This is a genomic window from Pseudomonas tohonis (genome assembly GCF_012767755.2).
Lineage (GTDB): Bacteria > Pseudomonadota > Gammaproteobacteria > Pseudomonadales > Pseudomonadaceae > Metapseudomonas > Metapseudomonas tohonis.
The window spans coordinates 6,056,010-6,076,743 of sequence record NZ_AP023189.1 but is presented as its reverse complement, the minus strand read 5'-3'; the positions used below and the strand labels follow the sequence as shown (position 1 = coordinate 6,076,743).

18 protein-coding genes are annotated in these 20,734 nt (G+C 64.5%); 12 read left to right on the top strand and 6 right to left on the bottom strand.

Going from position 1 to position 20,734, the window contains the following annotated elements; all coding sequences use genetic code 11:
* Positions 1-79 precede the first annotated feature (79 nt).
* The 4 genes from HSX14_RS27880 to HSX14_RS27865 are packed head-to-tail and all read left to right on the top strand — an operon-like array spanning position 80 to position 4,566.
* A complete protein-coding gene (locus tag HSX14_RS27880; RefSeq protein WP_173171284.1) occupies positions 80-1,837 on the top strand; it encodes a carbamoyltransferase family protein in 1,758 nt (585 codons plus the stop codon).
* Positions 1,827-2,732, top strand: a complete 906-nt coding sequence (locus tag HSX14_RS27875) for a glycosyltransferase family 2 protein (protein WP_173171286.1) — start codon at positions 1,827-1,829, stop codon at positions 2,730-2,732. Before HSX14_RS27880 ends, HSX14_RS27875 begins: the two co-directional genes overlap by 11 nt.
* Complete coding sequence (locus tag HSX14_RS27870) at positions 2,714-3,703, top strand: glycosyltransferase family protein (protein WP_228723505.1); 990 nt, start codon at positions 2,714-2,716, stop codon at positions 3,701-3,703. Before HSX14_RS27875 ends, HSX14_RS27870 begins: the two co-directional genes overlap by 19 nt.
* Complete coding sequence (locus HSX14_RS27865; RefSeq protein ID WP_173171288.1) at positions 3,700-4,566, top strand: glycosyltransferase; 867 nt, start codon at positions 3,700-3,702, stop codon at positions 4,564-4,566. The genes HSX14_RS27870 and HSX14_RS27865 overlap by 4 nt, the downstream gene beginning before the upstream one ends.
* A 29-nt stretch (positions 4,567-4,595) precedes the next feature.
* Here HSX14_RS27865 and HSX14_RS27860 read toward each other — a convergent pair whose 3' ends face one another.
* Complete coding sequence (locus tag HSX14_RS27860) at positions 4,596-5,816, bottom strand: O-antigen ligase family protein (protein WP_173171291.1); 1,221 nt, start codon at positions 5,814-5,816, stop codon at positions 4,596-4,598.
* Positions 5,813-6,457: a BUD32 family EKC/KEOPS complex subunit gene (locus HSX14_RS27855; RefSeq protein WP_173171293.1), complete on the bottom strand. Its 645-nt coding sequence runs from the start codon at positions 6,455-6,457 to the stop codon at positions 5,813-5,815. The genes HSX14_RS27860 and HSX14_RS27855 overlap by 4 nt, the downstream gene beginning before the upstream one ends.
* A gap of 110 nt (positions 6,458-6,567) precedes the next feature.
* Between HSX14_RS27855 and msbA the strand changes: the two genes are divergently transcribed.
* From msbA to HSX14_RS27825, 6 genes are all read left to right on the top strand, one after another.
* Positions 6,568-8,376, top strand: a complete 1,809-nt coding sequence (gene msbA, locus HSX14_RS27850; protein ID WP_173171295.1) for a lipid A export permease/ATP-binding protein MsbA — start codon at positions 6,568-6,570, stop codon at positions 8,374-8,376.
* A gap of 59 nt (positions 8,377-8,435) precedes the next feature.
* Positions 8,436-9,332 (top strand): GNAT family N-acetyltransferase, encoded by an 897-nt coding sequence (locus HSX14_RS27845; protein WP_173171297.1) that lies wholly within the window; start codon positions 8,436-8,438, stop codon positions 9,330-9,332.
* 4 nt (positions 9,333-9,336) lie between these two features.
* Positions 9,337-10,755 carry a PIG-L family deacetylase gene (locus HSX14_RS27840; protein ID WP_173171299.1) on the top strand — a complete coding sequence of 473 codons (1,419 nt, stop codon included), beginning with the start codon at positions 9,337-9,339 and terminating at the stop codon, positions 10,753-10,755.
* Positions 10,756-10,827: 72 nt separating this feature from the next.
* Positions 10,828-12,249, top strand: coding sequence for a bifunctional D-glycero-beta-D-manno-heptose-7-phosphate kinase/D-glycero-beta-D-manno-heptose 1-phosphate adenylyltransferase HldE (gene hldE, locus HSX14_RS27835; protein WP_173171301.1), 1,422 nt, complete (start codon positions 10,828-10,830; stop codon positions 12,247-12,249).
* 111 nt (positions 12,250-12,360) lie between these two features.
* Positions 12,361-13,650 carry an acyl-CoA dehydrogenase family protein gene (locus HSX14_RS27830; RefSeq protein WP_173171303.1) on the top strand — a complete coding sequence of 430 codons (1,290 nt, stop codon included), beginning with the start codon at positions 12,361-12,363 and terminating at the stop codon, positions 13,648-13,650.
* 152 nt (positions 13,651-13,802) lie between these two features.
* Positions 13,803-15,011 carry an acyl-CoA dehydrogenase family protein gene (locus HSX14_RS27825; protein WP_173171305.1) on the top strand — a complete coding sequence of 403 codons (1,209 nt, stop codon included), beginning with the start codon at positions 13,803-13,805 and terminating at the stop codon, positions 15,009-15,011.
* 110 nt (positions 15,012-15,121) lie between these two features.
* Here the strand turns inward: HSX14_RS27825 and HSX14_RS27820 are convergent, their stop codons facing one another.
* The 4 genes from HSX14_RS27820 to HSX14_RS27805 form a co-directional block, all read right to left on the bottom strand.
* Positions 15,122-16,027, bottom strand: coding sequence for a metal ABC transporter ATPase (locus HSX14_RS27820; protein WP_173171307.1), 906 nt, complete (start codon positions 16,025-16,027; stop codon positions 15,122-15,124).
* A gap of 42 nt (positions 16,028-16,069) precedes the next feature.
* A complete protein-coding gene (locus HSX14_RS27815; protein ID WP_173171309.1) occupies positions 16,070-16,882 on the bottom strand; it encodes an aldo/keto reductase in 813 nt (270 codons plus the stop codon).
* Positions 16,879-18,051 carry an NAD(P)/FAD-dependent oxidoreductase gene (locus HSX14_RS27810; RefSeq protein WP_173171311.1) on the bottom strand — a complete coding sequence of 391 codons (1,173 nt, stop codon included), beginning with the start codon at positions 18,049-18,051 and terminating at the stop codon, positions 16,879-16,881. Before HSX14_RS27810 ends, HSX14_RS27815 begins: the two co-directional genes overlap by 4 nt.
* 65 nt (positions 18,052-18,116) lie before the next feature.
* Positions 18,117-18,449 carry a DMT family transporter gene (locus tag HSX14_RS27805; RefSeq protein ID WP_173171313.1) on the bottom strand — a complete coding sequence of 111 codons (333 nt, stop codon included), beginning with the start codon at positions 18,447-18,449 and terminating at the stop codon, positions 18,117-18,119.
* Positions 18,450-18,535: 86 nt separating this feature from the next.
* Here HSX14_RS27805 and HSX14_RS27800 point away from each other — a divergent pair, with 86 nt between their 5' ends.
* Together HSX14_RS27800 and waaA are read left to right on the top strand one after the other, a co-directional pair.
* Positions 18,536-19,420, top strand: a complete 885-nt coding sequence (locus tag HSX14_RS27800; RefSeq protein WP_173171315.1) for a LysR family transcriptional regulator — start codon at positions 18,536-18,538, stop codon at positions 19,418-19,420.
* A 33-nt stretch (positions 19,421-19,453) separates the two neighbouring features.
* Entirely contained in the window at positions 19,454-20,722 is a 1,269-nt protein-coding gene (gene waaA / locus HSX14_RS27795; RefSeq protein ID WP_173171317.1) for a lipid IV(A) 3-deoxy-D-manno-octulosonic acid transferase, read from the top strand.
* Positions 20,723-20,734 lie beyond the last annotated feature (12 nt).

Here is a 20,734-nt window from a genome sequence, read left to right as displayed (position 1 = left end):
CGGGGCGTGAACCCTATGACTGCTGCAGGCCTGCGCTTCCCGCTCCGGGCTTTCAGCTGCTTTGAAGAGGCTTAACACTGTGGCACTGACGATTCTCGGCCTTTCCGGCGCCCTCAGCCATGATCCGTCCGCTGCGCTCTACATCGACGGCAAGCTGATCGCGGCCGCTGAAGAAGAGCGCTTCGTGCGCGACAAGCACGCGAAGAACCGCATGCCCTACGAATCGGCCAAGTTCTGCCTGGAGCAGGCCGGCATCAAGCCGTCCGACGTCGACGTGGTGGCCATCCCCTTCGCGCCCATCAGCCTCTTCGGCAAGGCCCGCTGGCAGTACGCCAAGCGCTACTGGTACGCACCGGACCGCGCCCTCGACGCGATCCTCATGGGTAACCGTCGCTACAAGCGCTACCGCAACAAGATCGTCTGGTGCCTGGAGCAACTGGGCTTCGACGCCAAGAAGGTGAAGATCGAGCCGGTGGAGCACCACCTGGCCCACGCCTCCAGCGCCTACCACTGCTCCGGCTTCAAGGAGAAGACCGCGATCCTCGGGATCGACGGCAAGGGCGAGTACGCCACCACCTTCTTCGGCTGGGGCGAGAACGGCAAGATCCACAAGATCAAGGAATTCTTCGACCCGGACTCCCTCGGCGGCCTCTATGGCGCGATCACCGAGTACCTCGGCTTCGAGATGCTCGACGGCGAGTTCAAGGTCATGGGCATGGCGCCCTATGGTGACGCCGCCAAGTACGATTTCTCCCGCCTGGCCAAGTTCGAGAACGGCGAGCTGGTGATCAACACCGAGTACGCCAACGTCATCGGCTTCCGCCGCTACAAGGAGAACGGCAAGGGCTATTACTTCTCGCCCAAGCTGATCGAATGGCTCGGCCCGAAACGCCAGGGCGACATCGCCGACGACCCCTACATCCACTACGCCGCCAGCATGCAGGCGCTGTTCGAGAAGCTGGCGCTGGAGATGATGGAGTACTACCTCGGCGACATCCTGCGCGAGACCGGCAAGATCGCCTTCGCTGGCGGCTGCGCACTGAACGTCAAGCTGAACCAGAAGATCATCGCCCGCCCGGACGTGAAGGAGCTGTTCGTCCAGCCCGCTTCCGGTGACGCCGGCACCGCCGTAGGCGCCGCTGCCTACGTCTCGCACAAGCGCGGCGTGCCGGTGGAGAAGATGGAGCACGTCTACCTCGGCCCGTCGTTCTCCAACGAGGACGTCATCGCCGCCTGCGCCAAACACCCGAACAAGCCGGTGTTCAAGCGCATCGAGAACACCCCGCAGCGCATCGCCAGCATCATGGTCGCCGGCAATCCGGTGGCCTGGTTCCAGGGCCGCATGGAGTTCGGCCCGCGCGCCCTGGGCGGCCGCTCCATCATCGGTTGCCCGAGCATCCCCGGCGTCGCCGACCGCATCAACGAGCAGATCAAGTTCCGCGAGCGCTGGAGGCCCTTCTGCCCGTCGATGCTCGACACCGTGGCGCCGAAGATGCTCAAGGTGGACCACCCGAGCCCGTTCATGACCTTCACCTTCGAGGTCAACGACGAGTGGAAGGAGCGCGTTTCCGAAGTCGTGCACGAGGACGGCACCTCCCGCGCCCAGGTCCTGGAGCGCCGCCACAATCCGCGATGGTACGACCTGATGCTCGAACTGGAGAAACTGACCGGCAACGGCGTCTCCCTGAACACCTCCCTCAACCGTCGTGGCGAGCCGATGATCTGCTCGCCCACCGACGCGCTGAACATGTTCTACGGCTCGGACCTGCAGTACCTGATCATGGAAGACGTGTTGGTCGTCAAGGATGGCGTGGACTGGTATGACAATGTCGGATAGCCCGCTGCTCAGTGTCGTCATCCCGGCATACAACTACGCCGGGGTGCTGCCGCGAGCGGTCGAGTCGATACTCTCGCAGGCCGGCGCTGATGTGGAGCTCTGGGTCATCGACGACGGCTCCAGCGATGACACTCGGGCTGTTTTCGAGACTTTGATCGCGCGCTATGGCGGACGCTTCCAAGGTGTGCGGCAGGAGAACGCTGGCCCCTCTGCTGCACGGAACCACGGCGTACGCCTCGCCGGTGGGCACTACGTTCTGCTGCTGGATGCCGATGATGAGCTAGTGCCCGGTATGCTGCCCCGCTTGTGCGAGCAGCTGCGTGCCGAGCCTGGCGTTGGGCTATGGCTGGCCGGCCATGTAGCGGTACAACCTGACGGCCGCGAGCGCGAACACCCTGCCTCGCAGGTTCCTGAAGGTGTTGCCGAGCGGCTGTCTGCCTACCTGCTGGACAAGACCATAGCCATCAGCCATGGCGCCTGCGTGTTCAGGCGTGACCTTCTGCTCCAGCGTCCCTATCCGGAGCATCTGCGTCATAGCGAAGATATCCCCGTGTTCGCCTACACCCTGGCTCATGGGCCGGTACAGCGCCTGGAGTTCTCCCTCGCACGCATCCACAAGCACCCCGGCAGCCTGCGCCATAGCGCGGAAGCAGCACGAAAGGTGGACCTGAAGCTGGTCGACGAAGTGTTTGGCAGTCTGCCTGCCGCAGGACAGGGCTTGCGTCATCGCTACAAGGCGCAGCGTTGCCTGTCGTTGTTTCGTACCTGCATGCTGGCTGGGGACCATGCTGGTGCTTGGCATTACTACAGGGAGGCGCTGCGCACGGATTGGCGCGCGTTGCTCAAATGGTCATATACCCGAAAGGCGCTCGTTCTGTGTCTGAAGCGACGTTGATGAAGGTTCTGGCTCTTAGCTCCGCACGGCGAGAGCCCGATATTTCATGTGTTTACGAAGAGTTGGGGAGGTTCGTTGATCTCGATCTAAAGCTGCTGAGCAAGGATGAGCAACGTAACCTGAAGCAGTTCTTTCGAGGACTGGACCTCGCCAAATATGACCGCGTATTGATTGATCTGCATTTTAAAAACATCGCCAAGCAGGCTCACGTCCTTCGCCAGATTCCAGGGCTATTGCTATATGAAGAGGACGCCTGTCAGAACTATCTGGATAGCTCTCGTTGGAGGGGGCGGTTCAGTCGTTTCTACCGCAGCCTTCCAAATGCGCGCATGATAGTGACTGGGGCAGGCACTGCAGAGAAGCTCAAGGCGGAAGGTTTTAATGCCAACTTCATTCCCAAGGGCTATGACCCACGTATGGTCCGGAGTGAAGTCGTTGAGCGTGATATCGAGTTGGGCTTCATTGGGCGCACCGCGAGTGCGGCTTATGCAGGGCGAAAGGCCCTTCTGGATCAGTTGGTTGAGCACGAACCTGTCCAACTGCTGCGTACGGAGCCTGGACGGCCATATTGGGAGATGCTCAACCGGATCAAGTTCTTCATCAGTGCAGATGTGGGCTTGGGCGAGTACATGGCCAAGAACTTCGAGGCGATGGCAAGTGGATGTGTTCTATTCGCTTGGCGTCAGGGAATAGAGGAGCGTGCCATTGGGCTCAGAGATGGTATCGATCTGGTCTTGTATTCAGATGTCGAGGAGTTGCGTACAAGGTTGGCCGATCTGCGAAGCGATTCCAAGCAAGCATTATCCATTTCCGAGAGTGGCCGCCGGTTTGTGAAGGAGCATCTCAGTCATGTGAGGTTGGCGCGACATATGTTTGCCGTGATAAATGAGCCCTGGCCTTCGTTTCAGCCTCCATCCTTGTGGAGAATGCTCCGCGAACGCCTTAGTTCCAATGTGAGTAGGTTCAGATGAGTGGCCAACAGTTGCCCTTGGTTAGCGTAATAATTGCATCTTACAACCACGCCCCTTACATCGAAGCCAGCATTCTTAGCGTGTTGGGGCAGAGTTATACGAATATCGAGTTGTTGGTTGTGGATGACGGTTCTAGCGATGAAAGCGTTTCTCGTATCGAGTCACTTCGGAAAATCCATGGGTTCGACTTTAGAACTCAGTCCAACAAGGGGCTCTCGCGAACGCTCAATGAGACCCTTGCTCGGGCGAAAGGAAGCCTGATTGCCCCTTTCGGCTCGGATGACATCATGCTTCCTGAGCGGATCAAGACTCAGGTTGCATATATGTCCGAGAAGCCTGAGGTGGGAATCTGCGCGGGAAATATCCGTATCATAGATGCTCTCGGGGAGACCGATGGGAAGGTTGGCTGCAGTTCTGCTCGTCGACTGGACTTTGACGATGTGTTTCTCAACCGAAAGCCTGGCGCGCCTGCTCCTACGTTGTTATTTCGTCGCGAGGCACTGGAGAAGGTCGGTGGATTCGAGGTGGATGTACGCCTTGAGGACCTAATGGTGGAGCTGAAGATAACCAATGCAGGTTACTTCATTGATGTCTTGGCTGAAGTGCTGGCTCTTTATCGGGTGCATGAGAATAATACCTATAAGAACTACAGGTTCATGGTCGATAACGTGCTGCGGACCTATGATCGTTTCAGCGAACACCCGGCCTACGAGAAAGTATGCGCGAACTTCCGAAACTCGATGCTGCTCAAGTGTGCGCAACAAGATAAGGCTCTGGCGCGCGAATTGCTCGCGAATATTCCACTCAGGTTCTGGGATTCGAAGACATTGAGAGGGATTTGGCGCCTGCTTATTCGTTCATGAGTCGGCAGGCGCGTTCTATCAGCCTTTGATCATTTCGGTTGGCTGTGTGATTGACGCTGCTTTTTTTGGGCTATGACTTCAGCCGCCATTATGAGTGCCATGGGAATCCATATAAGGAACCAGTGTTCTTTCGGACGAGAAAGAAACGCTCCTCCTTCCGTCATGCTGGCTACAAAACCAAAGACCAATAGCGTCGATGCAATGCAGGAGAGTGGCTCCTGTCGATTGCGCAAGGCTGCTACAAGGGCTGTGAGATAAAGAGCCAGCCACAATGCCACGCCAATGAAACCGCAATAGTAGGCCACCGCCAGTAGCATATTGTGGGGGTCGGCCATTACAAGCGTCACACCCGGCACCGGTATTGCTAAGGGCGCATCGTAGCCATGCCCAAGCAAGGGTTTTTCCATGATGAGCGCCCAGGCCCGCTGCCAGATTTCAGGGCGATAGGACAGTCCCCTGTTGGTCAGCGCTTCGGGGAAAAGTAGAAGTAGCGCTGTTCCGGCAAGTCCGAGTGTTGCCAGTACGACAAGGCTGCGCCTGTTCCATTGAGTTAATGCTAGCCAGATGATTGCCGACGCAATTGCCAACAATGGTGTTCTTGAACCCGTGGCGATTATAAGGGCACCTAGGATAGCCAATGATCCGATTGATGGGATATCGAGTATTTGCTTCTTCGAAAACCACAGGGCTCCCCATATAACGAGAAAGAAGCCATAGACATGAGAACTCAGGAGCGGGTTGTAGAGCGCGCCGTAGCCTGTTAGACGGTCGGATGCTCCGCTATATAGATGGAATGCTAGCGTCATGGCGCCAGCGAGGCTTGCGAGCCATGCGCTGTAGCGCATGCTTTTCATGATCCTGTCTGGTGCGGCATGTGCCAGCAGGCCAGTAGCGAAAAATAGAAAGAGAACGTAGAGAGGACGCTTTGCAAGAGAGCTGCCAGAGTCCTCGGAACTTGTCCAGTTCAAAGTGATCAGCGTGTAGATACTAAACGCCGCGAATGCGATGAGCAGGGGAGATGAAAAAAGGTGCCTTATCCATTTGGGTTGCATCAATAGGACGAGCAGAGTCGGGGCGGCCAAGAAGAGATAATAAGCTTTGTGGTAGAGCGCGCGATCCCAAACCCAGAACATTCCTGTCAGCAGCACAAATAAGCCTACAGGAAGAATGTTGATGGTCAGCCACTCGGCGGCTTTTTCGAATCGGCTGTATGGTGTGGCAAGGTTGCAAGGCTGTTTTTCATCACTCATATGGAACTCAAACGGTCTCTAAAGGTTGCGCAGTTGCCAAGCTCTGCGGCTGATAGATAAGCATTTCGAAAAACCGTGTTCTGTTCAGGGATCAGCCATTTTCGGTCTTCGTGATATCGCAACAGATGATGGAAATTCCGCAGTCGCATGGACTGGCTGAGCGCCTTGTTCAGGCTCTTCAGGTCTGCAATATCTATGAGCCCCAGTTTCTCGTCGGGAGTAAGGACGATATTTCCAAGGTGCAGGGAACGAAAGTAGATTCCTTTGGCGTGAAGCTCTGCGATGAATATGCCCAAGCGTCTCCGGAGGTCGTCATCATTATCTAGCCTGTTTTTTACATGCCTTAGTGTTTCTCCCGGAAGTGGTTTGTAATGCACCACATCCCTATCAATTCCCTTGATTCGATAGACGCCGATCATTTCGGGGCAGGGAATGCCCTTATTCTTGAGTTGTTCGACATTGTCAGAAAAACGCTGCGCGTAGGGATAAAAAGCAGTGGAAGAAAGGAACCGCTTGCGCCTGAACAGCTTGAAGATGCTGCCGTCGACCAGGTGCAGCACCTTCTCTCCATGTCCGTCTCGTTCCAGCACTTCAGCTCCAGAGCTGAGCTCCAGATAAGTCTCATGATTCAGAGCTTGCATCGAAGGGCCTCGTTCAGTGGCCGCGTATCATACCCAAGGGCGAGGCACGGTTGTCAGTGGCTTGGGGGCTCTGTGCTACAATCTGCGCTCTTTTTCGAGTACCGAGCCCTATGAGTCGTCACGATCAGCCATCGACTTCAAGCCTACGAATATACCTGCGCCTGTTGGGCTACGTCCGCCCCTATGTGGGTATGTTCCTGATCAGCATTTTGGGCTTCATCATCTTCGCCTCCACGCAACCCATGCTCGGTGGGATCCTCAAGTACTTTGTGGATGGGCTGAGCAATCCTGAAGCTGTGCTCTTCCCAAGCGTCCCTTATCTGCGGGATCTGCAGCTACTGCAGGCGGTTCCATTGCTCATCGTGCTGATTGCAGCTTGGCAGGGCCTGGGCTCCTATCTGGGTAACTATTTTCTGGCTAAGGTTTCCCTTGGGTTGGTTCATGACTTGCGGGTGGCGCTGTTCAATAACTTGCTGGTGTTGCCGAATCGCTATTTCGATAACAACAATTCCGGCCACCTGATTTCTCGAATCACCTTCAACGTCACCATGGTGACGGGTGCTGCAACGGACGCCATCAAGGTGGTCATCCGTGAAGGCATGACGGTGATCTTCCTGTTCGCCACTTTGCTGTGGATGAACTGGGCGCTGACGTTGGTCATGGTGGCGATCCTGCCGCTGATCGCCGTCATGGTGACTGGGGCCAGCCGCAAGTTCCGCAAGCAGAGCAAGAAAATCCAGGTGGCCATGGGGGATGTCACCCATGTGGCGTCCGAAACCATCCAGGGCTATCGCGTGGTGCGCAGCTTCGGTGGCGAGCCCTACGAGGAAGCGCGCTTTCTCGACGCCAGCCAGAGCAATACCGACAAGCAGCTGCGCATGACCAAGACCGGTGCCGTCTACACGCCGATGCTGCAACTGGTGATTTTCAGTGCCATGGCGGTGTTGATGTTCTTGGTCTTGTACATGCGGGGTGATTCTTCTGCAGGCGATTTGGTCGCCTATATCACTATTGCGGGCATGCTGCCCAAGCCCATCCGCCAGTTGTCGGAGGTCAGCTCCACGGTGCAGAAGGGCGTGGCGGGTGCCGAGAGCATCTTCGAGCAGCTGGACGAGGTGCCGGAGACCGATACCGGTACCGTCGAGCGCGAGCGGGTGGTGGGCAGGCTGGAGGTGCGTGACCTGACCTTCCGCTACCCCGGTACCGAAAAATCCGTGCTCGATGGCATCAGCTTCACGGCCGAACCCGGGCAGATGGTTGCCCTGGTGGGGCGTTCCGGAAGTGGCAAGTCGACGCTGGCCAACCTGATCCCGCGCTTCTACCAGCACAGCGAAGGGCAGATCCTCCTCGATGGCGTCGAGGTCCAGGATTACCGCCTGCGCAACCTGCGCCGACACATCGCGCTGGTGACCCAGCAGGTCAATCTGTTCAATGACTCGGTGGCCAACAACATCGCCTATGGCGATCTCGCCGGGGCGCCGCGCGCGGACATCGAGCGAGCGGCCGAGGCCGCCTATGCCAGCGAATTCATCGAGAAGCTGCCCCAGGGCCTGGACACCGAGGTCGGCGAGAACGGCGTGCTGTTGTCCGGCGGCCAGCGCCAGCGCCTGGCCATCGCCCGCGCGCTGCTGAAGAACGCGCCGCTGCTGGTGCTGGACGAAGCCACCTCGGCGCTGGACAACGAGTCCGAACGGCACATCCAGAAGGCGCTGGACCGGGTGATGGATGGCCGCACCACGCTGGTCATCGCCCACCGCCTGTCCACCATCGAGAAGGCCGACCTGATCCTGGTGATGGACCAGGGCCGCATCGTCGAGCGCGGTAACCACGCCGAGCTGATCGCCCTGGATGGCTACTACGCGCGCTTGCACGCCAACCAGTTCGCCGAGGACAAGGCCCACGTGGCGGAGCGCGGCTGAGCGGTACATGTGCCTGATATGTGCATGACGATGAGACCTCCAATCCCAGGGACAGGGCTGTGCTGAACCTGATACGCGCCTGCCGTGAACGCGGCTGGCGCCCACTGAATGCCGCCGACTATGCCGCCGTCTGGTCACGTTTCGGCGGCAGCCTGGTGACCCAACCGGATGTGGTGGAGCGCCTGTCCGCGATGGCCGGCATCCCGGTGCGCTACCTCGGCTGGTTCGAGGGTGACGAGCCGGTAGCCGCCGCTCCCACCTGGGGTCGCCACCTCGCCTTGTCGAGGGATGCCCTCAAGCGTGCCGGCAAGCGTCATCTGTTCGATCTCGGCAACGCCGAGGTGCTCCTGCCGGCGCGACCGGACAGTGGAGCGGTCTTGCGCCATCGCGGCGCCTACCTGGGCGAACCCAACCAGAGCCGCCTGCGGGGGCTGCGCCTGCAGAAGGACTCGCTGGCGCTGTGCCGTGCGCCCGAGGAGTTCTCCAAGAAGTTCCGCTACAACCAGCGCCGCGAGCTGCGCCTGCTGGAGGAGGCCGGTGGCACCCTGAAGCCGATCGCGGAACTCGCGCCTGCCGAACTGGCGGCCGTCTATACCGAACTGTTCGAGCGTCGCTGGGGCTTCGATGTGCCCGGCAAGGGGCATCTGGAAGAAGTGTTCGGGCTGCTGCGGGAATTCCTCAGCGGCAGCCTGTTGTTGCTGGAGGGAGCGCCCATCGCCGTTCAGGTGGTGTACAGGGTCGAATCTCCAGAATGGATCAGCGCCGAATACATCAACGGCGGCGTCGATCCACAAAGCCGGGACTTCAGCCCCGGCAGCGTCCTCAGCTTCGTCAACACGCAGGCTGCTTGGGAAGATGCCCGGGCCAGAGGCAAGGCCCTGCGCTATTCGTTCGGGCGCGCAGATGTGGAATACAAGGATCGTTGGTGCAACAAGGTTCCCGTCTTTCGGGTGTGAGTGAATGGAAACACGCAAGCAGCTGCTCCTGCGCCGCCATCGGCGCCACAAGCGTTTGTTCATGCTCGGCGCCTTGCTGGTGCTCATGGCGCTGGACTGGTTCGGCTCCTGGAGTACCACCCCGGTGCTCCTCGTGCTCGGCTGGATCGCCCACGAGGCCTGGTTCGCCGATCACCTCTTCTATTCACCGCGGGATGACTACCAGTACCGTTTCCCCGCCAGCGCCCGGGCACTGCCGGTGAGCCTGGTGGATGGGCGCCTGGACCCGGGCGCCGCCGCCTGGCCCGAGGACGCGGAGACGCTGGTGCTGGAAGTGGTGATCCGCAGCCGCTGGCTCGGTCGCTGGCTCGACCCCCATGTGCTGGTCGAATGTGGCGAAGGTATCGACCGCCAGGACTTTGAGCGGGGCGTGAACGGGCGCCGTTATATCAACCTCTCCGGGGCTCAGGCCGCCCTGGCCGCTGGCACGTTGCGCCTGCGCGGGCGTTTCTGCCGGCTGGCGCCGACCGCCACGCTGCATGCCTTCAGCAACCCCGACTACGCCAGGAAGAGGGTGCTGGTCATCGCGCCTCATGCGGACGATGCCGAACTGGCGGCCTTCGGGCTCTACAGCCGTTGCAGCGACGTGCACATCGTCACCCTGACCCAGGGCGAGATCGAGGCCCAGGTCTATCGTCGCCTTGGGCTGGATACCGCTGCCGCTGCACGCCTCAAGGGGCGCCTGCGCAGCTGGAGCAGCCTGGCGGTGCCGCTCTGGGGCGGCGTACCGGCTACCCGGTGCCTGCAGCTGGGCTACTACTGCCTGCGCCTGGAAGCCATGGAGGCCGAGCCGGACAAGCCTTTCGCCTCGCTGGAATCCGGGGAGGCTGACATCCGCAGCGTCCGCCGCTTCAACGCCCTGGCACTGCCTGGCGATCTCGATGGCGCGCCGACCTGGAACAACCTGGTGGGTGACCTGGCGGCCCTGTTGGCCCGCCTGCAGCCCGACGTGGTGGTGGTGCCGCATCCGCAGCTCGACCCGCATCCGGACCACGTCCAGGCCAGCCGCGCCCTCGACCAGGCCATCTGCAAGAGTGGCTGGACCCCTTCGGTGCAACTGCTCTATGCCAACCACCTGGTGGACAACGACCGCTGGCCCATGGGCCCGGCCGGAGGCGGCATCGCCCTGCCGCCGTGCATCGAGCCGTTGCCGGCGGATGACCTGTGGAGTCCCGTGTTGTGCGAACAGGCGCGCCTGGACAAGGCCCAGGCGCTGGCCATGCAGCATGACCTGCAGGTGCCGCTGTCGTTCAAGAAGCGCCTGCGCCGGACCATCCAGTGGCTGCTCGCCGCCCGTCGCTGGCCGGAGAGTGGCGAGGACGACTTCTTCCGCAAGGCGGTGCGCCGCCACGAGCTTTTCTGGGTGAGACGCCTTTCCGATTGACGGCCTCCGGCGACGGGGCGGGTCAGCTGCTATGTTATGATCCGCGCCGTTTTTTCATGCTCTGGAGTCTTCATGAAGCTCACCATGCCCCGTTTCGATCTGGCCCCCGTTCTGGTGGTGGGCGACGTCATGCTCGACCGTTACTGGCATGGCGGCACCTCGCGCATCTCCCCCGAGGCGCCGGTGCCCGTGGTGCGTGTCGACCAGATCGAAGACCGCCCGGGCGGTGCCGCCAACGTGGCGCTGAACATCGCGGCCCTCGGCGCTCCCGCGGCCCTGGTGGGGGTGACCGGTGAAGACGAGGCCGCCGCCAGCCTGCTCGCCAGTCTGGGTGCCGCTGGCGTCGACGCGCGCTTCCAGCGCATCGCCACGCAGCCGACCATCGTCAAGCTGCGGGTCATGAGCCGCCACCAGCAGTTGCTGCGCATGGATTTCGAAGAGCCCTTCGAGACCGATGCCGAGGCCCTGGCCGTCGAGGTCGAGCGCCTGCTCGCCGGGGTCAAGGTGCTGGTGTTGTCCGACTATGGCAAGGGCGCGCTGAAGAACCACCAGGCGTTGATCCAGGCCGCCCGGCGCAAGGGCATCCCGGTGCTCGCCGACCCCAAGGGCAAGGACTTCGGCATCTACCGCGGCGCCAGCCTGATCACCCCCAATCTCAATGAATTCGAAACCATAGTCGGACGCTGCGCCGACGAGGCCGACCTCGTCGCCAAGGGCGCGCAGCTGATGCGCGAACTGGACCTCGGCGCCCTGCTGGTGACCCGTGGCGAACACGGCATGACCCTGCTGCGCCCCGACCAGCCCGCCCTGCACCTGCCGGCGCGCGCCCGCGAGGTGTTCGACGTCACCGGCGCCGGCGACACCGTGATCTCCACCCTGGCCGCCAGCCTGGCCGCCGGCGAGGAGCTGCCCCAGGCCGTGGCCCTGGCCAACCTGGCCGCGGGCATCGTGGTCGGCAAGCTGGGTACCGCCGCCATCAGCGCGCCCGAACTGCGCCGCGCCGTGCAGCGCGAGCAGGGCTCCGAGCGTGGGGTGCTGAGCCTCGACCAGCTGCTGCTGGCCATCGAAGACGCCCGCGCCCACGGCGAGAAGATCGTCTTCACCAATGGCTGCTTCGACATCCTCCATGCCGGCCACGTGACCTACCTCGAGCAGGCCCGCGCCCAAGGCGACCGCCTGGTGCTGGCGGTCAACGACGACGCCTCGGTCAGCCGCCTCAAGGGGCCCGGCCGTCCGATCAACTCGGTGGACCGGCGCATGGCCGTGCTCGCCGGCCTCGGCGCCGTCGACTGGGTGGTGAGCTTCAGCGAAGACACCCCCGAGCGCCTGCTCGGCCAGGTCAAGCCGGACATCCTGGTCAAGGGCGGCGACTACGGCATCGAGCAGGTGGTGGGCGCCGACATCGTCAAGGCCTACGGCGGCGAAGTGCGAGTCCTCGGCCTGGTGGAGAACAGCTCCACCACCGCCATCGTCGAGAAGATCCGCAGCCGCTGATCCTCCCCCCGGGCGAGTGGCCGTCGTGCCACTCGCCCGCGTCCCGTCGGTCATAGGCGCGCTTGTGTCCGGCGCGCATCATCCAGGCATCCTCACCCTGCGTGGAGCGAGATGCCCATGAGTACCGATGCACAGGGACGCGCCCTGTCCGTGCTGAACCGCGTCGCCCAGGCCGACTGGCCGGACCGGTTCAAGCTGCGCAAGCCCTTCGAGAAGCTTCTCTACACCGGCAGCCGCGCCGGCTTCCAGATGGTCGCCGAGCGTTCCGGCAAGGCCGCCAAGACGCCGCGCAAGGCCGACCCGGATGCGCTCTTCGACCTGTCGCTGAGCGACGAGCAGCAGATGATCAGGGAGATGCTCCAGGGCTTCGCCCTGGAAGTGCTGCGCCCGGCCGCCCACGACGCCGATGCGCGCGGTGCCATCCCCGCCGACCTGCTCAACCAGGCGCTGGAGCTGGGCCTCGCCCATTACGGCGTCGGCGAGGTGCACGGCGGCATGGCCGGCGAGCGCACCACCGTCAGCAACGCGCTGATCGCCGAGGCGCTGGGCCAGGGTGACATGTCCCTGGCCGCCTCGCTGCTGGTGCCGCTTTCCGCCGCCAACTGCATCCGCCGCTGGGCCTCGCCCGAGCAGCAGGCGCGCTGGCTGCCGGCCTTCGTCAGCGAGGAACGTCCGCCGCTGGTGGCCATCGCCGTCAGCGAACCCGGCGTGCTGGCCGACCCCCACCGCCTGGCCACCAAGGCCCGGCGCAAGGGCAAGCATTACCAGCTCACCGGTGAGAAATGCCTGGTGCTCGAGGGGCTCAATGCCAGCCAGCTGATCGTCGCCGCCGAGGCCGAGAATGGCCCGGCGCTGTTCCTCGTCGAGGGCGGTGCCAAGGGGCTGGAGCGCCAGGCCGAGCCCGCCATGGGACTCAAGGCCTGTTCGACGGCGCGGGTGCTGCTGAAGGGCGTCAAGGTGCCGACGGAGAATCGCCTGGCCGCCGCCGACTTCGATTACCCACGCTTCCTCGATTTCACCACCCTCGCCTGGTGTGCCCTGGCCCTGGGCACCGGCCAGGCGGCGCTGGACTACGTCGTCACCTACTGCAACGAGCGCGTCGCCTTCGGCGAGCCCATCAGCCACCGCCAGGGTGTCGCCTTCATGGTCTCGGACATCGCCATCGAGCTGGATGCCATGCGCATGATGGTCTGGCGCGCCTGCGCCCGGGCCGAGCGTGGCGAGCCCTTCCAGCGCGAGGCCTACCTGGCGCGCCTCTTGTGCGCCGAGAAGGCGATGAAGATCGGCACCGACGCGGTGCAACTGCTGGGTGGCCATGGCTTCACCAAGGAGCACCCGGCCGAGCGCTGGTACCGCGACCTCCGCGCCGTGGCCATCATGGCCGGCGGCTTGCACCTGTGAGAACCGGTTTCGATCGGCTGCGCGTCGGGCCTGCAGCGTTGAAAGCCGGCTCGGAATGCTCATTTACAGCGCGTAAATTGCGCTTTCTCGCCGGTTTTCGCCTTGCATGCCTCTAGCTCGCATGATCGAAATCCGGTTCTGAGGACTTTGTGATGAACCTTGAAACCCCGAAGAAATTCCGTGGCCTGGCCAACCAGGCGCACCAGGTGGCGGCCAACTACTTCCGCCCCATTTCCCGCAAGTACGACAAGGCCGAGCACGCCTATCCCAAGGAGCTGGACCTGCTCGCCGCCCTGCTGGACGGCATGAACGCTGGTTCCCCCGACGCCGTCGGCGCCACGTCCGCCAGCAAGCGCGGCAGCGGCCAGGTGGAGGAGGGCGTGCGCAACGGCGGCAACCTCTCGGCGCTGCTCGGGGTCATCGAACTCTGCTGGGGCGATGTCGGCCTGCTGCTGGGCATGCCGCGCCAGGGGCTGGGCAACGCCGCCATCGCGGCGGTGGCCAACGAGGAGCAGCTCAAGCGCTTCGGCAGTACCTGGGCGGCCATGGCCATCACCGAGCCGGGCTGCGGTTCGGACTCCGCCGCCATTCGCACCACGGCGGTGAAGGATGGCGACCACTACGTGCTCAATGGCGAGAAGATCTTCGTCACCTCTGGCGAGCGCGCCGATGCGGTGGTGGTCTGGGCGACCCTGGACAAGAGCCTGGGGCGTGCGGCGATCAAGTCCTTCGTGGTGGAGAAGGGCACGCCGGGCATGAGCGTCACCCGCCTGGAGAAGAAGCTGGGCATCAAGGCGTCCGACACGGCGTCCATCAGCTTCAGCGATTGCCGGGTGCCGGCGGCCAACCTGCTGGGCAACGCGGAGATCGATGTACAGAAGGGGTTCGCCGGGGTCATGGAGACCTTCGACAACACCCGTCCGCTGGTGGCCGGCATGGCCATCGGCGTGGCCAAGGCTTCGCTGGATCGCACCCGTGAGCTGCTGAAGAAGGCCGGCTGCAGGTTCGACTACCGCAAGCCGTTGCTCAGCGTGACCCACGCCGAAGCCACTCTCTACCGGCTGGAGGCCGAGTGGGAGGCGGCGCGCCTGCTGACCCTCAAGGCTGCCTGGATGGCGGACAACAAGCTGCCCAATTCCAAGGAGGCCTCCATCGCCAAGGCCAAGGCCGGGCGCGTGGCCAACGAGGTGACGCTCAAGTGCGTGGAGCTGGTCGGCGCGCTGGGGTATGGCGAGGACGAGCTGCTCGAGAAGTGGGCGCGGGATTCGAAGATCCTCGACATCTTCGAAGGGACGCAGCAGATCCAGTTGCTGATCGTCGCCCGTCGCCTGCTCGGCAAGAGCTCCAGCGAACTCAAGTGATTCTGTTGTAGTGCCCGATTGGCCCCGCTCCGGCGGGGTTCTTTTTTGCGGCGCCTGCGGTACCCGCCCCGGTGCGCGCCCCCACCTATGCGGGGGCATTCTTCGGACTTTCAGCAGGCCAGGCGCCTGCTTCGTTCAGCGGTGCCGACACGGGCCAGCCAGTCCTTCCAGCGGATGCGTTCGTCACGCACCAGCCAGCCGTCCTGTTCGGCGAAGCTTTCCGAAAGCCAGACGCCCCGGGTACTGGCCGGCTTGAACTCGCCGTTGCGCAGGGTCAGCAGCTCGCCGGTGGGCTTGCCATGGTCGCGAGGCAGCAGGTAGATGTCCGGACGGCGGCGTTCGAGGGCGGCAACCAGCTCGCCGTCGTGCAGGCTTTCGTCAACGTGGAAGAAGCTCACCTGGCGGGCATCGCGCGGCAGCTCCAGGCTCATGTCGTACACCAGTTGCAGCGAAGCGGTGGGCAGGTGCACGTAGGCACGCGGGCGCTCCAGCAGCGTCAGGCTGCCGCTCTGCACCGGGCGTGCGGCGCCTGACAAGGGGCTCAGGCGGAAGTGGCTGGCTTCGCGATAGTGCAGCTGGCGCTGGTAGGGCGTGGGCAGCCAGGTGTCGGCGAAGCGCCCGCCGAGCCAGCCGTCCGGCGTCTCGATCAGGCACTCCTCGGCCACTTCCTGGATGGCGGTGAGCAGCGGCAGGTTGAGTTCATGGGCCGGTACGTAGCCGGAGATCAGCTTGAGCACGGTGTCGCCGCGGTCCAGCCGGCGCTGGCGCACCAGCACCCAGTACTCGCGACCCTGCAGCTCCAGGGTCAGGCGCACGGAGACGCCCAGGTTGGCCAGCTCGACGGCGAAGCGCTGGCTGTCGGCGACCTCCACCGGGCGTCGGCGGCGTTCCAGCATCTGGGTGAAGTTCAGCGGCAACCCAAGGGCCTGGTAGGTCAGGCCGTCGGGGGTGGCTTCCACGTGGAGGGGTAGGGTCTTGAAGGCCCCCGGGTCTTTACGGGCCAGGATTCGCGGCATGTCGGCTCCTTCTTGCGTCGGGGTCGGCCGCTGTTGCGGCGCTCAGGGACGGCCTTGCAGCACCTCGGCGGCCGTCGCGACATTATGGGACAGATGCAGCGGATTGATGGTTCCGATGATGGCGCTGCCGACTCCGGGGTGGCCGAAGATCAGCTCGAAGCTCGCTTTCACCGGGTCGACGCCGGCCCCCAGGCAGGCATGGCCGCTGGCCAGGCCCTTCTTGATCAGGATGCCCTTGGCGTGACTGGCAGCATAGTCCAGCACCGGCTTCTCGCCCTGTTCGGCGAGGTTGTAGGTGACCATCGCGCAGTCGCCGCGCTCCAGCGCCAGCAGGCCGCCTTCCACGGTCTTGCCGGAAAGGCCGAAGGCGCGGATCTTGCCCTCGCGCTTGAGCTCGGCGAGGGTCTCGTAGGCACCGCTGTCGCGCAGGATGCGCAGGTCGTCGCCATCGGAGTGCAGCAGCAGCAGGTCGATGTAGTCGGTCTCCAGGCGCTTCAGGCTGCGCTCCACGGAGCGGCGGGTATGCGCCGGGCTGAAGTCGTGGCTGGAGCGGCCCGCCTCGAACTCCTCGCCGCTCTTGCTGACGATCACCCAGTCCTGGCGCCGGCCGCGCAGCAACGGGCCGAGGCGCTCCTCGCTGCGGCCGTAGGCCGGCGCGGTGTCGATCAGGTTGATGCCCAGCTCATGGGCCAGGCCGATCAGGCGGCCGGCTTCGTCGTCATCGGGGATGGTGAAGCCCGAGGGGTATTTGACGCCCTGGTCGCGGCCCAGCTTGACGGTGCCCAGGCCCAGGGGGGAGACGATCAGGCCGGTGTCGCCCAGGGGACGGTGCAGGTGGTGCAGGCTCCGGCTCACAGCAGTTCCTCCCAGACCGGTTGCGCCAGGCTCGGGCGCGGCAGCTCGGGCAGGAGCGCCGGCTGCGTCGGCCGTATCCCGTCGCGTTCCAGGGCGGTGATCACCCGGTCGGCGAAGTCGGGGGCCAGCGCCAGCTTGGTCGGCCAGCCCACCAGCAGGCGGCCCTGGTCGGCGAGGAAGGCGTTGTCCGGGCGCGCCAGGCCGTTCTGCACCGGCTCCGCGCGGTCCACCCGCAGGGTCGCCCATCGGGCGGCGGCCAGGTCGATCCAGGGCAGCAGGTCGCGCAGTTCCTTCTCCGCCGCGGCGATCTGCTCCGCCTCGTTGCGCGCCACGCCATCGGCTTCGGCGATGTCGCCACCCAGGTACCAGACCCACTGGCCATCGGCAGCGGGATGGGTGGTGACGGTGACGCGCGGCTTGGGCCCGCCGCCGAGGCAGTGGGCGTAGAGCGGTTTCAGCCCGGGCGCCTTGACCATCACCATGTGCAGCGGGCGGCGCTGCATGGCCGGTTGCTGGATGCCGAGGGCCTGCAGCAGCGCCTCGTTGCCGGCACCGGCGCTGAGCACGATGCGCTGGGCGCGGATGCTGCGACCGTCGACCACCAGGCCGACGAGCTCATCCCCCTCGCGCAGCGGTTCGATGCTGCGCCCGGCCAACAGGCCGTCGCCGGCGAGGTCGGCCAGGCGCTGGATCAGGCTCGGCACGTCCAGCACCAGTTCGGCGAGGCGATAGACCTTGCCCTTGAATTTCGGGTGTTGCAGGGCCGGGGGCAGGGCGTCGCCCTTGACCTGGTCGACGCGGCCGCGCACCGCCTTGCTGGCGAAGAAGCTGGTGATGTTGCCGGCCAGGGAGCCGGGCGACCACAGGTAGTGGGCGTCGGACAGCAGGCGCACCGGGCGCAGGTCCAGCTCGCCGTTGCCGGCCAGGGCCTCGCGCCAGCGGCGCGGCATGTCGGCGATGGCTTCGGAGGCGCCGGTCAGCGCGCCGTGCAGGGCGTACTTGGCGCCGCCGTGGATGATGCCCTGGGACTTCACGCTCTGCCCGCCGCCGAGGCTGGCGCTCTCCACCAGCAGGGTGGCGAAGCCCTGGCTGCGCAGGCGTGCCGCGAGCCAGAGGCCGGCGACGCCGCCGCCCACGATGAGGACGTCGGTGTTGAGAACCTGGGACATGGAAGCTGCCTCGAAGAAAACCGGCGCGCAGTATAACGCGCGCCGTGAGGCGGGGCTGACGTGGATCAGTGGCCGGTGCTGCTGGAGAACAGCTGGATCACCACGACGCCCGAGACGATCAGGCCCATGCCGAGCATGGCCGGGATGTCCAGCTTCTGCTGGTAGAGGAAAACCGCGGCGATGCTCACCAGGACGATGCCCAGGCCCGCCCAGATCGCATAGGCGATACCGACCGGGATGCTCTTGACCACCAGGCTGAGCATCCAGAAGGAGAGGCTGTAGCCGACCACCACCAGCAGCAGCGGAAGGGGTTTGCTGAAGCCGTCGAGGGCCTTCATCGAGGTGGTGGCGATCACTTCGGCGGTGATGGCGATGGCGAGGTAGAGATAGCCGGTCATGGTGGCCTCCTGGGTTTTCCGGCTGCCGATTCTAGCCGCCGCAATGATGGGATAAAGTGATTACCCATCTGTAATGGAGATAGGTCATGCAGTGGAACCTTGAGCAGATCCGCCTGTTCGTCAGCGTCGCCGAAGGCCAGTCGTTTTCCTCGGCGGCACGTCGGCTCAACCGGGCGCAGTCGGCGGTCAGCACTTCCATCGCCATGCTGGAGGCCGATCTCGGGGTGACGCTTTTCGAGCGCAGCAGCGGCCGCCAGCCGCGCCTGACCGCAGCCGGCGGCACCCTTCTGGAGGAGGCCCGCGAGGTGCTGCGCCAGTGCCAGCGGCTGGAGGGGCGCGCGCTCGGGCTGGTGCGGGGTGAAGAGGTGCGCCTGCGCCTGGCCCAGGACGAGGCCATGCCCTACCAGCCGGTGCTCGACAGCCTGGAGGCCTTGGCCAAGGCGTTCCCCCTGCTGGAAGTGCAACTGGCCAGCGGCGCCCAGGGTGACGTGGCGCGCAAGCTGCTGGAGCGCCGCGCCGACCTGGGCCTGCTGTTCCACCACGAGCAGATGCCCGAGGCGCTGGAGCGCCAGCGCCTGGGCACCATCGAGATGGTCACCGTCTGCGGCGTCGGCCATCCCCTGGCGGGTGTGGCGCATGTCGACCGTCGCGAGCTGGCCCGCCACCGCCAGTTGCTGATGGCGCCGCAGGACAGCCGCTACCCCGGCGGCGAGCAGCTCAGCCCCTCGATCTGGCGCACCGACAGCTTCTACACCATGGCCGAGCTGCTGATGCGCAACCTGGGCTGGGCCTGGTTGCCGCGCCATGTGGTGCAGTACCCGACCTACCAGAACCAGCTGGTGGAGCTGAGCAGCGACTGGACGCCGCCGCCCCTGGTGGTGGAGCTGGTCTGCCGCCGCGACGAGGCGCTGGGCCCGGCGGCGCTGTGGCTGGCCGACTGCTTCGCCGAGCACCTCAAGGCGATCGGCTGATCCCGGGCCGTCGCTCTGATAAGCTCCGCGCCCATGAATCGCACCCTCTATACCCTGCTGTTCCACCTCGGCCTGCCCCTCATCGCCCTGCGCCTGGCCTGGCGCGCCTGGCGCGCTCCGGCCTATGCACGGCGCATCGCCGAGCGCTTCGCCTTCGGCTTGCCGCCGCTGCGGCCGGGCGGCATCTGGGTGCATGCCGTATCCGTGGGCGAGAGCATCGCCGCCGCGCCGATGATCCGTGCCCTACGCGAGCGTCACCCGCAGCTGCCGATCACCGTCACCTGCATGACGCCCACCGGCTCCGAACGCATCCGCGCGATGTTCGGCGACCAGGTGCAGCACTGCTACCTGCCCTATGACCTGCCCTGGGCGGCGGCGCGCTTCCAGCGCCTGCTGAAACCGAAGCTCGCGGTGATCATGGAAACCGAGCTGTGGCCCAACCACATCCACCAGTGCCACGCGCGCGGCGTGCCGGTGGTGCTGGCCAATGCGCGGCTTTCCGAGCGTTCGGCACGGGGTTACGCGCGCTTCCATGCGCTGACTGCGCCGATGCTCGCCGAGCTGAGCTGGCTGGCCGTGCAGACCGAGGCAGAAGCCGAGCGCTTCCGCAGCCTGGGCGCCCGACCCGAGGCGGTGACGGTGACCGGCTCGATCAAGTTCGACCTGCGCATCGACCCGGAACTGCCCGTCCGTGCCGCCGCCTTGCGTGAGCAGTGGGGCGCCATGCAGCGCCCGGTCTGGATCGCCGCCAGCACCCACGCGGGCGAAGACGAGATCGTCCTCGCGGCTCACCGCCAGTTGCTGGCCGAGCGTCCCGATGCATTGCTGATCCTGGTGCCGCGCCATCCGGAGCGTTTCAACGCGGTGTTCGAGCTGTGCCGCCGCGAGGGCTTCGCCGCCGTGCGCCGCTCCGGCGGCGAGGCGGTGACCGCCAGCGACTCGGTGCTGGTGGGGGACACCATGGGCGAGCTGCTGTTCCTCTTCGCCCTGGCCGACATCGCCTTCGTCGGCGGCAGCCTGGTGCCCAACGGCGGGCACAACCTGCTGGAGCCGGCCGCGCTGGGCAAGCCGGTGCTGAGCGGCCCGCACCTGTTCAACTTCCTCGATATCGCCGCACAGTTGCGCGACAACGGTGCGCTGGTGGAAGTGGCCGACGCCTGCGCGTTGCGCAGCGCCATTGCCGGCCTCTGGCACGACAGCGCCGCTGCCGCTCGCATGCGCGATGCCGGGCTCGCCGTGCTCAAGGCCAACCAGGGAGCCCTGGAGCGGTTGCTCGCCGGGCTCGCGCGCGAGCTGGGGTGACTCGGGCTCTGG

Excerpts from the sequence above, each read along its gene's own strand:
- hldE (WP_173171301.1), top strand. The coding sequence starts at position 10,828 with ATGAAGCTCACCATGCCCCGTTTCGATCTGGCCCCCGTTCTGGTGGTG.
- HSX14_RS27865 (WP_173171288.1), top strand. The coding sequence starts at position 3,700 with ATGAGTGGCCAACAGTTGCCCTTGGTTAGCGTAATAATTGCATCTTAC.
- HSX14_RS27875 (WP_173171286.1), top strand. The coding sequence starts at position 1,827 with ATGTCGGATAGCCCGCTGCTCAGTGTCGTCATCCCGGCATACAACTAC.
- HSX14_RS27860 (WP_173171291.1), bottom strand. The coding sequence starts at position 5,816 with ATGAGTGATGAAAAACAGCCTTGCAACCTTGCCACACCATACAGCCGA.
- HSX14_RS27820 (WP_173171307.1), bottom strand. The coding sequence starts at position 16,027 with ATGCCGCGAATCCTGGCCCGTAAAGACCCGGGGGCCTTCAAGACCCTA.
- HSX14_RS27855 (WP_173171293.1), bottom strand. The coding sequence starts at position 6,457 with ATGCAAGCTCTGAATCATGAGACTTATCTGGAGCTCAGCTCTGGAGCT.
- HSX14_RS27800 (WP_173171315.1), top strand. The coding sequence starts at position 18,536 with ATGCAGTGGAACCTTGAGCAGATCCGCCTGTTCGTCAGCGTCGCCGAA.
- HSX14_RS27840 (WP_173171299.1), top strand. The coding sequence starts at position 9,337 with ATGGAAACACGCAAGCAGCTGCTCCTGCGCCGCCATCGGCGCCACAAG.
- HSX14_RS27830 (WP_173171303.1), top strand. The coding sequence starts at position 12,361 with ATGCCCATGAGTACCGATGCACAGGGACGCGCCCTGTCCGTGCTGAAC.
- HSX14_RS27825 (WP_173171305.1), top strand. The coding sequence starts at position 13,803 with ATGAACCTTGAAACCCCGAAGAAATTCCGTGGCCTGGCCAACCAGGCG.
- waaA (WP_173171317.1), top strand. The coding sequence starts at position 19,454 with ATGAATCGCACCCTCTATACCCTGCTGTTCCACCTCGGCCTGCCCCTC.
- HSX14_RS27810 (WP_173171311.1), bottom strand. The coding sequence starts at position 18,051 with ATGTCCCAGGTTCTCAACACCGACGTCCTCATCGTGGGCGGCGGCGTC.
- msbA (WP_173171295.1), top strand. The coding sequence starts at position 6,568 with ATGAGTCGTCACGATCAGCCATCGACTTCAAGCCTACGAATATACCTG.
- HSX14_RS27805 (WP_173171313.1), bottom strand. The coding sequence starts at position 18,449 with ATGACCGGCTATCTCTACCTCGCCATCGCCATCACCGCCGAAGTGATC.